Genomic DNA, 12,594 nt, shown 5'->3' on the forward strand with positions numbered 1-12,594 from the left:
AAAGATACATTTTTCAAAAAAGGTATGCAAGCATACTATAGGTTCTGAATCAGTTAACACTATTTAAATGGGTTTAGAAATTACCTGCAAATTTTATAAGATGCAGAAGGATCCTTTGTCCACCTGATACTAGCCACAGATTTTTTTACGTCTCTCACACAAATAGAAGTTAATTTTGGGTTTAAAGAACAATCTAATTGACTTAAAACCGAATTTTGACTGATATCCAGCTTATATAGTTGATTTGAACGGCAATCCAAATCTTCCAGTTGCGTATTTTTGCTGATATCTATTGTTGATAAATTATTTCCATTACACTCTATTCGTTTGATTACTAGATTATTATGTAAATTTATGGATGTTAAATGGTTAGAAGAAAAATTCAAATAGTTTAAAAAGAGGTTATTGTTTAAATCTAAACTATGCAGGTCATTATTTGAACAATCTAGGCTAACTAATTCTGAATTCTGACTGACTTCCAGCATTTGCAGAAAATTATTGCTGCAAATTAGGTCTTCAAGTTTAGTATTATTGCTGATGTCCAAAACAGATAGCTGATTGGAAAAGCAGGCCAATCTTGTTAAATGGCTATTTTTGCTGATATCGAGAGTAGTCAAGGTATTATATGCACAATCCAGTTGTTTTAGTTTTGTATTAGCGTTTAGACTTAAATATGATAGCTTATTACGTTCACAGAATAGTACTTCTAAATTTGTAAAAGCTTCAATTCCTTTTAAATCAGTAATCTCTCGATGCGAGATTGACAATTCTTTAACATCTTTTGCATCATCACTATCCATTTCTCCATTGATTTTACCATCTTTATCAATACCCAGATAAATGAGTCTTTCCTCAAAGTTTTTATCAGGAATAAGAATTTTTGAAGAATATTGATCTTCATTGGATTTACACAGTATGAAAAATATTGAAATAAAACTAAATGTAAAAAAAGCAAAAAGTCGATCTTTCATTTGATTTTCAACTACTTAGTATAATTAATACTTTATAAAAATTATAGCTATGCTACGCCGCCATTCACACTCAATGTATGCCCGTTGACATATCCTGCTTCTTCGGAAGCCAAATAAAGATAGGCGTTGGCGATGTCTTCTGGCAGGCCCATGCGTTTTGCGGGGATTGCGGCCACGGTCTGATTGCGTACTTCTTCTGGAATCAGGTCTGTCATGTCGGTTTTGATGAAACCTGGGGCCACGGCGTTGGCGGTAATGTTGTATTTTCCAAGCTCTTTGGCCCATGTTTTGACCATGCCGATGATGGCGGCTTTGGTGGCTACGTAGTTGGTTTGACCAAAATTGCCCGTTTGCCCTACCACCGAAGAGGTACAGATGATGCGGCCGTATTTATTTTCAACCATGTAAGGAACCACCGTTTTGGTGCAGTTAAAAACACCGTTGAGGTTGATGTCTATTACCTGCGCCCATTCTTGATACGACATTTTGAGCAAGGATTTGTCGCGGGTGATGCCCGCATTGTTGACCAAAATATCAATTTGACCGTACCTCTCAAAGATTTCGCGGGCGGCGGCTTCAATGGCGGGTACGTCGGTTACGCTGATTTTAGTAAATTCTGCCGAATAACCTTTGTCTCTGAGTTCTTGCGCGGTTTGTTCACCAGCGTCAAGCATATCCCAAATGATGACTTTGGCCCCTTCGCGAGTAAATATTTCGGCAGTAGCTTTGCCGATGCCGCGTGCACCGCCCGTAATGATAGCAACTTTGTTTTCTAAACGCATTTTAATTCGTTTTTAGGTTGATTTTAAAGGGTTTGGAACACGGAGACCGAAACGAAGCATATTCATAAATACGTTCTCCATACTCCGTTTTCCAGTCTCCGATTTTCATTCAAACATAAGCGTAATCAATTCGGCTACGCAGGCGGGTTTTGTGCTCCCTTCTAGCTCAAAGGTGGCTTCTATCACCGATTTGACGCCGTTGGGCTGTTGGTCTTCTACCTCTTTAAGGATGGCGTGCATTCGTATTTGGATTCCTGTGGGGACGGGCGAGGTAAACCGCACTTTATTGGTTCCGTAATTAAGGCCCATTTTGACCGACTGTACTTGATACATTTCGTACATGAACTTCGGGGCCAGCGAGAGGGTCAAAAAACCGTGGGCAATGGTCGTTTTGAAAGGCGAAAGCTTCGCCAAATCTGTATTTACGTGAATCCATTGATTGTCGCCCGTAGCTTTGGCAAAATCATTGACCATTTCTTGGGTAATGGTCACCCATTCGCTGCTTCCGAGCGACTGCCCAATGTGGGCGCGGAAAGCAGCAAGCGTATCAAACGTAATCATAAGAAAGAGGTTTAGGATGGTAGGGTAGGGGTAGGCTTTACGTCTGCCCCTACGATTATGGTTTATTGCTGTCGACCTTGATGCGCTCTTCGCGGTTGGATAATTCCCAAGCCGTATGAAAAACCAATTGTACAATCTTGGACTGCTTGTCGAACATAATCTTTTCTACGTCGTCGCCGGGACGGTGATAATCTTCGTGGACGCCCGTAAAATAGAAGATAACTGGCACTTTGTTTTTGGCAAAATTATAGTGGTCAGAGCGGTAGTAAAACCGGTTGGGGTCGCTCGGATTGTTGAATGTATAATCTAAGTCAAAATTGACCGACTTCTTGTTGGCTTCCTCACTGATGGCGTGTAACTCAGACGAAAGCTTATCTGAGCCGATGAGGTACACATAATTGGGGTTGGATTTATGCGCGTTGTCTACGCGGCCAATCATGTCAATGTTAAGATCACAAACGGTATTTGCCAACGGAATGACAGGATTGGAGGTGTAATATTCCGAACCCCAAAGCCCTTTTTCTTCGCCCGTTACAGTCATAAAAACAATGCTGCGGCGCGGGCCGTGCCCTTCGGCTTTGGCTTTGGCAAAGGCTTCGGCCAATTCAAGAATGGAGACCGTGCCTGAGCCGTCATCATCGGCACCGTTGTTGATTTGGCCGTCGGCCGAGATGCCAATGTGGTCTAGGTGGGCGGTAATCATAATCACCTCGTCTTTTTTGTCGGTTCCTTCCAAAAAGCCCAGCACGTTTTCGGTCATAACGATATTTTCTTTTCGCTCGGCTTTGACCCGTACGCTGCGCTCGGGCAGGCTGCCCGCCAAACTTTGGCCTTTGCTGCTGATGGTGTTTTCGATTTTTGCCAATTTTTTGGCTTTGATGTCCAATAAATCGAGTGCCATGGCGCGCGAAATGGTAAAAGCGGCGTTACCTGTGGTTTTTTCGGTGTAAGGCTTCATCGAAAGTCGGTTGAAACGCTGATTCATGACGCCGCGCTTGGTTACTTCTTTGGTAAAATCATCACCCGTCAAATTTGACACAATCAGCACATATTTTGCGCCTTTGCTCGTGGCAAGACTGACTTTACGTTGCCACGACATTGCGTCACTGCTCCATTTGGAGGGTTTTTCGTCGCCCGAAATCAGGTAATTGCCCTTTTTGTTTTTGGGTTCTCCTTCAAGGATAAGTACGGCTTTGCCCGTTACATCAAGGCTTTTATAGTCATCATATTTGTCGGATTCGATACCGTAGCCCGCAAAAACCACGGGGACTTTTTCTTCGGAAAGCACATTGAGTAGCCCGCTCAAATAAAAATCTTGCTGGAATTCGTATTGCTCTTTTTCGGTTGCTAGATAAACTTCGCCCCAACTTTTTTGGTATAATCCATAGGGTTGGAAATAGGATTTTGAACCGTCTTTATCGGTAACAATAGGTCGTAAACCAATGGATTTGAAGAAGTTGGCTACGTAGGCGGCGGCCTTTTTTTGGCCAGGAGAGCCAGTGTCTCGGCCTTCGAGGCTATCGTGAGCAATAACGCGCAGGTGGCGTTCGAGGTCTTTGGGCGTGATGCTCTGGGCGTATTGGACAGACACGTCCTGCGCGTAAGACGCTACAGAAACGAATATGGCAAGCAAAAAAGGAATTTGGATTTTGTTCATGATGAAAAAAGATAATAGCTAAGTAAAAAGCCTAGAACAGACGCCAAGTACTTATCTGTTCAAAAAAATTGGGTACAGCGGCGGGGAAGAGCAACGCCATAAAAAGAATACCGAAGATGGCTCCGTATAAGTGGGCATCGTGGTTGACTCGGCCGCCCATTTTTCGTGATTCGTAGAAGGAATAAACCATGTAAAGAGCACCAAATAAAAAGCCAGGAATACAAATGGCAAAGTATAAACAGACTTTTTGGAGCGGAGCTAATAAAATAAACGCAAACAGCAATGCAGATACGCCACCCGACGCACCGAGGGAGTTGTAGCGACTGTTTTTACGTTGCTTAATAAAGGTAGGAATATCTGATACAACAATGCCCAAAATATACAGCGCGAGGTAATAAAAAGTGCCGTTTGGGCCAAAGATACCTCCTAAAAACATTTCCATGGCTTCCCCAAAGAAATACAAACTAAACATGTTGAAAATCAGGTGGCCAAAGTCGGCATGGACAAAGCCAGAAGTAACAAAACGATAGTACTCATTGTGGGCAGAAACCCGAACGGGGTTCAGTAAGCACTTGTCGAGGAAAGAAGGGTTTTGGAAGCCGTACCAACTAATACCGACGGTAATGATGATAAGAATGAGGGTAATAGACATCGTTTGGAGAATATGGTTGCTGATTTGAACGCAAATTAGTATTCAAACGCAAACATAACGCATAAACTTGCAAACTACTATGAACAAAGGGTCAAGAAGAAGTCGAGAGACTGCTATTTGCGACGTCCCCAAAGATTCACTCTGCTCTCGTTGCCGTTGAGTAGACGAACAATATTTTTTTGGTGGGTAATGACCACAACCGCAAACAATAAAAAGCCAAAAACAATCAATAAGGTGCTAGCTTTCCCAAAAATACCCAAGACCAACATCATCGGAAATGCAAACGCGGCTATGATAGAACTGAGTGATACATAGTGAGATACCAACAATACCAATACAAAAATAACAATGCAGACCGAAGCAACGAGCGGGTCAATGGCCAAAATCATCCCCAATGAAGTAGCGACTCCTTTGCCGCCCTTAAAACGCACAAAAATGGGGTAGAGATGCCCCAAAACGGCCGCAAAACCCAATATTAATTTGAAGGTGGGAACTTGGTTTGGCTGGATAACTTCCAGAAAAAACAGAATACTGGCCAGCTTGGTGGCCGTCCAGCCTTTCAATACATCTATCAACAGTACAATTGTACCCGCACGTTTGCCCAATACCCGGAAAGTATTCGTTGCCCCCGCATTTCCGCTCCCAAATTTCCGAACATCAATCCCAAAATACGCTTCACCGTACCAAATGGCAGAAGGGATAGACCCCAACAGGTAAGCAGTAATAATGGCAGAACAAATGTGCCAAATATTCATTGACGAAGTGTAAGTTTTTTAAGGTTATAAAAAGAACAATATTAAGTTAAAAATACCTTTTTCTTACAAAAAAGCCAACAAAAGTAAAACATTATCTTAACCTTTGCTTAACGAAAATGATATTTTTTTAAGATGAACCCTCTTGTGATTATCAGTAGTGGAACCAAAGGAATTGGCAAAGCTACCGTAGAACGATTTATGGCTGGTGGTTTCGACGTGGTCACCTGTGCCCGTACCGAGTCGGACTTGTTGGAACTTCAACGGTCCCTTCAGGCGAAATATCCGTCGGCAAAGCTGTTTGTGAAAGCAGTGAATATGGCCGTCAAAGCCGAAGTAGAAGCGTTTGTGACATTCATTGCGGCGCTCAATCGCCCCGTTGATATAATTGTTAACAATGCGGGGCTTTTTGTGCCCGGCCAAATCCACGAAGCACCCGAAGGAACCTTAGAGCAAATGATGGAAATCAACCTGTATAGTGCTCATTATCTGACGGGAGGGCTGGTAGAAGGGATGAAAGAGCGCAAAAAAGGCCATATTTTTACGCTGTGCTCAACGGCGAGCATCACGGCTTACCCCAACGGAGGGGCGTATTGCGTTGCCAAATTTGCCCTTTACGGTTTTACCAAAGTACTGAGGGAGGAACTCAAAACCAAAGGGATTCGAGTGACGGCTATTTTGCCAGGGGCCACGTTTACTTCAAGTTGGGAAGGAGTAGAATTGCCGCCCGAACGGTTTATAAAGGCAGAAGATATTGCGGAAGCAATTTGGTCGGCGTATCATCTTTCGGCGGGAGCGGTGGTAGAAGAAATTTTGATACGTCCGCAGTTGGGAGATATTGTTTAAGTTTAGGATTTTTGCGCGTTAAATCAGTACTTTGCACCTAGCCTTGTACTATTAACCACTAACTGATAACGATTTATATTTTCAAATGGAACAATATTTGGGTATTGACGTGGGCGGAACCAACGTCAAAATGGGTGTCGTGGACACAGAAAGCGGTCGAATTTCAAATTTTTATAGCCACGATACTACCAGTTGGCGCCAGTCGGGACACTTTGAGGAACGCCTCGGTGATGCAATTGCGATTCAGTTGCACGAATATCCAAACGTAAAGAAAGTAGGCATCGGATTGCCAGGAATGATTAACCGAAATCGGACCGTTCCGTTGGAAATTACGGCTATTCCCGAAATTGATAACGTTCCGTTGGTGGAATATCTGTCAAAACGATTTGCAGGTGTACAGTTTTTCCTTGAGAATGACGCCAACGCGGCGGCTTTGGGAGAATTTTACTTTGCCGAAGAAAAAATCAACGAAAATTATATATTCATCACCCTTGGTACGGGCGTAGGTGGTGCCGCGATTATCAACCGTAAAGTGTTTGTGGGGGGGGATGGAAATGCCATGGAGCCGGGGCATATTCCCTCGCGCAACGGAAAGGTACTCGAACGCAACATTGGCAAGAAAGAGTTATTGGATTTAGCCAATGAAATGCGTCGGACGTATACTGGTGAGACTCAACTACCCGATGATGGGACCATTTCTACCACGGGCTTAGTGGCCGCTGCCGCCGAAGGCGACGAATTGGCGCTTCAAATCTGGACCGCCGTAGGAGAGATGCTAGGTGACGGGTTGGTGTCTATGATTCGGATTTTGGACATTAAGCTGATTCTTATCGGTGGTGGTTTGTCGGCGTCGTTTGATTATATCATTCCTGCCGTGACCAAACAACTCAACTATTGGTTGACACCGTATTACCTGAAAGACCTCGAAATCAAACGCGCCACTTTGGGCAATGATGCTGGCTTGCTTGGGGCGGCTTCGTTGTGTTTTGACTAGATAAATAAATAAACATAAAGAAAGGGTTAAGAGGTTGTTTATCAATACTTTTAACCCTTTCTTGTTTGTGTTCCAATCTTCTGTAATTTATGAAAAAAATCCTGCTACTTCTGCTTGTTTCTCCCCTTGTTTTTGCCCAAAAAACACAATCTTGGATGTTGGGGCCGTTCCAAAAAATGGACGCCGCCAATCCGATTTTAGAGGCCAAGGCCAACACAACCTTTGCGTGCCCTGTGCGAGGAGAAACCGTTCGTTGGGAAGAAAAAGATGTGTTTAATCCCGCCGTAGTGGTTCGTAATGGCAAAGTATACATGATTTATCGGGCCGAAGATAAAGTGGGCAAATATGCGGGTACTTCTCGTCTAGGATTGGCCGTTAGTAGCGATGGGGTTCATTTTAAAAGAATGCCTGAGCCAGTGTTTTATCCCGACAATGATTTTATGAAAAAATACGAGTGGGAAGGCGGCTGCGAAGACCCGCGCATTGTAGAGACCGAAGACGGGCGCTACGTAATGACGTATACTTCCTACGACGGCGACAAGGCGCGCCTGTGTGTGGCAAGCTCGCAGGATTTGGTCAAGTGGCAAAAACACGGTTTGGCATTTAATAATTTTATCAAAGGAAACCGTGATTTTTGGTCAAAGTCGGGTGCAATTGTGTGTAAAAAAGTGGGAGATAGGTTTATTGCCACCAAAATCAACGGGAAATATTGGATGTACTGGGGCGACCAAGCGCAGCTTTATGTGGCCACTTCCGATGATTTAATCAATTGGTATCCAAGCACTAAACCCAAAGATGCTGCGTATCAGCCCCAAAATGTGTCGGATGTGAACTGCGTGGCGGTGGCATCAACGCGCCCCGGAAAACATGATTCACGTTTGCTGGAGTCGGGGCCGCCTGCTTTTTTGACAAAAAAAGGAATTGTGTTGATTTACAACGGCATGAATTACGCCCAAACGGGCGACCCTACCCTGCCCGAAGGCGCTTATGCGGCGGGTCAGTTTTTATTTGATGCTGAAAACCCTGCACAGTTGAATGACCGTTCTGAAAATTATTTTATCAAACCCGACCGCCCTTATGAAACTACGGGTCAAATCAATCAGGTGTGTTTTGTGGAAGGGCTGGCGTCGTATAAAGGCAAGTGGTTTTTGTACTACGGAACGGCAGATTCTAAAATTGCGGTAGCCGTAGCTCGTCAAAAATGAGTAAATTAGACGAATGTATTCCCTTTTTCAATAAAACTAAAATCAATCAAATGCACATGAAAAGTCTTCGCATTTTAATGAGTGCCTTTTTAGTTGGCGCGGTTACTTTTTCTTACGCTTCCAAACCTGGACCTTGGAAAAATCTATTTGACGGAAAAACCACGGCTGGTTGGCACAGTTATGGCAAAACGGGCGTGAGCGGCTGGATGGTGATGGGCGGTTCATTGATGACCCACGGAAAATCAGGCGACCTCGTAACCGATGCTGAATTTGAAAGCTTTGAAATGGAGTTTGAATTTAAAGTAAAACCCAAAGGCAACAGCGGTGTGATGTATAAAGTAATCGAAGACCCCGCGCACCCGCCGTATTATTCAGGGCCTGAGTATCAGGTGATTGACGATGAAGGCTACCCGCCGTTTAACGACAATGGTAAAATGGTGAAAATCAATGACAAACAAAAAACGGGCGCTAACTACGACATGCAGGCCCCGAGCAAGTTTGTGAGCAAGCCCGCTGGCGAGTGGAATAAAGGAAAAATTGTGGTCAATGGCAATCACGTAGAGCATTGGCTCAATGGCGTGAAAGTGGTGGAATACGAGTACGGCGGTGCCGAATGGAAAGCGCAATTGGCCAAAAGTAAATTCACAAAATGGACCTATGCTACGCCCCGTGCCAAAGGAAAAATCGCGCTTCAGGACCACGGTGATGAGTCTTGGTACAAAAATGTAAGAATCAGAACGTTATAGTAAAGCCTAACATCCAAACAATGCTTGATCAATTCCTCCAACATCTCACGGTCGAAAAACGACTCAGTGTACACACCCTCACGGCGTACAAAAAAGATTTGGAGCAGTTTGCGGAGTTTTTGGATAAAACCTACAACCTCACAGAACTCAGTCAAGCCGACTTTCGCATGGTGCGCGGGTGGGCGGTGAGTTTGGTCGAGGCCGAATTGCATCACCGCAGCGTGAACCGAAAATTGGCCACGCTGCGGTCTTTTTATGGGTATCTGCTGCGCTGCAAAGTGATTACGATGAACCCCATGCTGCGGGTTTCGGCGCTGAAGACCGATAAGCCATTGCCCCAATTTGTCGAAGAAAAAAGCCTTCTCCTCTTGTTTGAAGAGATGGAATTTGGGGCTGATTTTGAAGGCCTGCGCGACCGCTTGATTCTTGAGCTTTTGTACGGAACAGGAATGCGTTTGGCAGAATTGCTGGAGCTGAAAGATGGCGATATTAATTTTTATGACCTCACATTAAAAGTGTTAGGAAAACGAAGCAAACAGCGCGTTATTCCCATCTATAAAAACCTTGCCGACCTTGTAAAAAGCTATCAGACGCTCAAAAATGAGCAGTTTCCTGGTACGAACGTTTTGATTCTGACCAATAAAGGCGAACCCGCCTATGCGGTGCTGATTCAGCGGATTGTCAAAAAATACCTTTCGGCGGTTACTTCTCTTCAAAAACGCAGCCCACACGTACTGCGCCATACGTTTGCTACTCATTTGCTCAACAACGGGGCTGACCTAAACTCCATCAAAGATTTACTTGGTCACAGTAGCTTGGCCGCCACGCAGGTCTACACCCACAATTCCATCGAAAAACTAAAGAAGATTTTCAAGCAATCGCACCCGAAAGCTTAATGCTTATTGAATTAGTTTGTTATGATCTGACTGTTCACAATCTAACAAGCCAATACAGCTAAAAGAAAAATGGATGTGGGAAAAATTGAACAGGTCACCGATTGGCTTGTTCTTCTTTATGTGCTCGATATGAATACACAAAAACCCAGATGACGGTGGCAAAAATCAGGGAAAGTGTCCAGACGATTTTCCACATTTCGGGTAGCCAAACCACGACTAATGCCCCCACAATTCCCATCGCAAAAAACAACTTCGCGCCCATTTGGTGGGTTTTGCGCCATACCGTTTCGCTTTCTAGCGTCCACGGAGTACGAATCCCCACTAAATAATTGGATTTGATGGTGTTGAGGTAATTGCCTATTCCAGCCAACAATAAAAAGACACCGACAAACACTAAGTTGATAAATACTTCTCCCGCCATTTGCTCCAGTGCCGAACGGATAATCAAGATATGAATAGCTCCCAAAAAGGTGAGTACCAATAAAATCAGTTTGGGATAATGCTCTGATACGCTTGCCTGATTGAGACGCGGGTCGAGGTGAGGAACATTGCGCATGAGAAAATAGAGCCCGACAGACACAACGGTCAGGATGCCCAGCGTCCATTTAGGCCCGAAAGCATCGGGTTTTCCACTGGGGCCAAAGTGCGTAGGAACAATGTCGGGCAATTGATTCCAGACAAAAGCTAAATAAATCAGCGGCGCGATAATGGCAGCCAACATTAAGTAATTAAGGGACTTTTTCATGGTTGTTTTAGGGTAAAAATCCACTTTAGAAGTTCATCTAAAATGGTGGTATTTAGTGAGTAATAGATAAATTGTCCTTGTTTGTCGGCAGTGACCAGCTCGGCCTGTTTCAGTAAATCTAGGTGATGAGAAATGCTGGGTTTAGTCATTTCAAACTTATCGGCAATTTCGCCCGCAGTAAAATCTTTTTCCCGCAATATTTCGAGAATTTTTCTTCGGGTAGGGTCATTAAGGGCACGAAATAGGTTGTTCATAGAATTAAATAATTAGACAAATATCTAATTGTCTTTTGACACTTTCAAGATTTTTTGTTTAATTGGTCTAAAAGCAACGTTGAATGGCGACTTATTAACTATTTTTAACAGTATTTCCGCACTAATCGCTCTTCAATGGCGTTATTTCGGGCAAGATTATCCACAAGATTATCTCATCTGACCATGAAACGATTATACTATTTTTTTTGCCTCTTGTTGCTGCTTTCGGGAGGGGCTTTTGCGCAAAAAATCACTACCCTGAGCCCTTATGTGGAGCAACAATCTCAACCCTATGTCAATATCACAAAAGTGGAGTTGACTCAAGACTTTACTATTCTCTATTTTACCCTTGATTACAGGTCGAATCCGCGTTCGTTGGAGGATATGATTTTGGGGAGACGCAGTTCAAACGAAGAAATTGAAATTGACCCTAATTGTCGATTGTATGAGCCCGGAAATGCTGGGCGTAAGTTTAGATTTATCAAAGCAGAGGGTATTCCCGTAGCTCCCCAAAAGCGCGAAATACGACCTGGTGATATGGTTAAATTTGTTGTTTATTTTGAGCGACTAGAACCAGGCATTGAGGTGTTTGATATGTTTGAAGGACGTGACCAAGGAACAAAAAGGTATTGGAACTATTTCAGTGTTCATGTTCGGAATCCGAAGCGGCCCTTACCCAAAAAGCAACCCGCCCCTGAACCTAAGAATCAGGAGCCGCCTGTCATCGCTGAAAAGCCCAAGGATGTTCCGCCGCCTGTTGAACCTAAAAAAGAGACTGCACCCGCGCCGCAATTAGTAACCTTGCGTGGTACGGTGGTTGATGCAAAAACCCAAAAGCCTATTTCAGCACGAATCAGTTATGTAGTGCCAAGTGAGGGCAATGGGCTGGATTCCATGCAGTTGTCAGCGTCGTCTGGGCGATTCAGGCTTAACTTGGATGCGGGGAATAAATACGCTTACGTGGCGACGGCTAAGGGATATTTCCCGAGCAGTGGCGCGTTTGACCTGACGCAGGCCAAAGGAGGGCAAGAAATAGACAATCAAATTGTGTTGAATCCAGTAGCGATTGGGGAGGCGATTACCCTCAATAATATCTATTTTGACATTTCTAAATTTGATTTGTTGTCGTCTTCATTTGCCGAAATGGATCGCCTAACGCAGCTCATGCGCGAAAACCCAACCATGGAAATTCGGGTGGAAGGACATACCGACAATCTGGGTGATTTTGACAAAAATATGGAGCTTTCTCAAAACCGAGCCAATGCCGTCAAGCAATACCTCGTCAGCAAAGGGATTGACGCGGGACGTATCGAAGCCAAAGGCTTTGGACCCACGCGCCCCGTGACGAAGGGAACCTCAGAGAGCGAACGTCGTCGTAACCGACGGGTGGAGTTGGTGGTCGTAAAAATGTAAAATCATTGAAAACGAATCGCTTATTATGGGGTGAAAAAAAATGAAAACGCTGTTTTTTTTGTTCCCCTGTTGATTCATTATCAATAAAATCTCAAAATACTTTTGGAAACTTTAAATAAC

At 44.0% G+C, this 12,594-nt stretch carries 14 protein-coding genes; 6 read left to right on the forward strand and 8 right to left on the reverse strand.

The window, feature by feature from the left end:
* Positions 1-80: 80 nt before the first annotated feature.
* The 6 genes from DVG78_RS03220 to plsY form a co-directional block, all read right to left on the reverse strand.
* Complete coding sequence (locus DVG78_RS03220; protein ID WP_114459640.1) at positions 81-971, reverse strand: leucine-rich repeat domain-containing protein; 891 nt, start codon at positions 969-971, stop codon at positions 81-83.
* 47 nt (positions 972-1,018) lie between these two features.
* Positions 1,019-1,753 (reverse strand): 3-oxoacyl-[acyl-carrier-protein] reductase, encoded by a 735-nt coding sequence (fabG, locus tag DVG78_RS03225; protein WP_114459641.1) that lies wholly within the window; start codon positions 1,751-1,753, stop codon positions 1,019-1,021.
* 105 nt (positions 1,754-1,858) lie between these two features.
* Complete coding sequence (locus DVG78_RS03230; protein WP_114459642.1) at positions 1,859-2,314, reverse strand: MaoC family dehydratase; 456 nt, start codon at positions 2,312-2,314, stop codon at positions 1,859-1,861.
* A gap of 55 nt (positions 2,315-2,369) precedes the next feature.
* Complete coding sequence (locus tag DVG78_RS03235) at positions 2,370-3,971, reverse strand: M28 family peptidase (RefSeq protein ID WP_114459643.1); 1,602 nt, start codon at positions 3,969-3,971, stop codon at positions 2,370-2,372.
* 31 nt (positions 3,972-4,002) lie between these two features.
* Complete coding sequence (locus DVG78_RS03240; RefSeq protein ID WP_114459644.1) at positions 4,003-4,623, reverse strand: rhomboid family intramembrane serine protease; 621 nt, start codon at positions 4,621-4,623, stop codon at positions 4,003-4,005.
* A 113-nt stretch (positions 4,624-4,736) separates the two neighbouring features.
* Complete coding sequence (gene plsY / locus DVG78_RS03245; RefSeq protein WP_114459645.1) at positions 4,737-5,378, reverse strand: glycerol-3-phosphate 1-O-acyltransferase PlsY; 642 nt, start codon at positions 5,376-5,378, stop codon at positions 4,737-4,739.
* A gap of 132 nt (positions 5,379-5,510) precedes the next feature.
* Between plsY and DVG78_RS03250 the strand changes: the two genes are divergently transcribed.
* From DVG78_RS03250 to DVG78_RS03270, 5 genes are all read left to right on the forward strand, one after another.
* Positions 5,511-6,221, forward strand: coding sequence for an SDR family oxidoreductase (locus tag DVG78_RS03250; RefSeq protein ID WP_114459646.1), 711 nt, complete (start codon positions 5,511-5,513; stop codon positions 6,219-6,221).
* Between the two features lie 85 nt (positions 6,222-6,306).
* Positions 6,307-7,215 (forward strand): ROK family protein, encoded by a 909-nt coding sequence (locus DVG78_RS03255; RefSeq protein ID WP_114459647.1) that lies wholly within the window; start codon positions 6,307-6,309, stop codon positions 7,213-7,215.
* Between the two features lie 89 nt (positions 7,216-7,304).
* The gene (locus tag DVG78_RS03260; RefSeq protein ID WP_114459648.1) at positions 7,305-8,420 is read left to right on the forward strand and encodes a glycoside hydrolase family 130 protein; all 1,116 of its coding nucleotides are present in this window, start codon (positions 7,305-7,307) and stop codon (positions 8,418-8,420) included.
* A 56-nt stretch (positions 8,421-8,476) separates the two neighbouring features.
* Positions 8,477-9,166: a 3-keto-disaccharide hydrolase gene (locus tag DVG78_RS03265; protein ID WP_229598120.1), complete on the forward strand. Its 690-nt coding sequence runs from the start codon at positions 8,477-8,479 to the stop codon at positions 9,164-9,166.
* Positions 9,167-9,186: 20 nt separating this feature from the next.
* Positions 9,187-10,062, forward strand: a complete 876-nt coding sequence (locus DVG78_RS03270) for a tyrosine-type recombinase/integrase (protein ID WP_114459649.1) — start codon at positions 9,187-9,189, stop codon at positions 10,060-10,062.
* A 94-nt stretch (positions 10,063-10,156) separates the two neighbouring features.
* On the opposite strand, the gene DVG78_RS03275 is transcribed toward DVG78_RS03270, so the two are convergent.
* On the reverse strand, positions 10,157-10,807 hold the full coding sequence (locus DVG78_RS03275) for an SdpI family protein (protein WP_114459650.1): 651 nt from the start codon (positions 10,805-10,807) through the stop codon (positions 10,157-10,159).
* Entirely contained in the window at positions 10,804-11,061 is a 258-nt protein-coding gene (locus DVG78_RS03280; protein ID WP_114459651.1) for an autorepressor SdpR family transcription factor, read from the reverse strand. Before DVG78_RS03280 ends, DVG78_RS03275 begins: the two co-directional genes overlap by 4 nt.
* A gap of 183 nt (positions 11,062-11,244) precedes the next feature.
* Here DVG78_RS03280 and DVG78_RS03285 point away from each other — a divergent pair, with 183 nt between their 5' ends.
* The gene (locus DVG78_RS03285; protein WP_158549954.1) at positions 11,245-12,474 is read left to right on the forward strand and encodes an OmpA family protein; all 1,230 of its coding nucleotides are present in this window, start codon (positions 11,245-11,247) and stop codon (positions 12,472-12,474) included.
* Positions 12,475-12,594 lie beyond the last annotated feature (120 nt).

The sequence above is a fragment of the Runella aurantiaca genome, from assembly GCF_003339505.1.
Lineage (GTDB): Bacteria > Bacteroidota > Bacteroidia > Cytophagales > Spirosomataceae > Runella > Runella aurantiaca.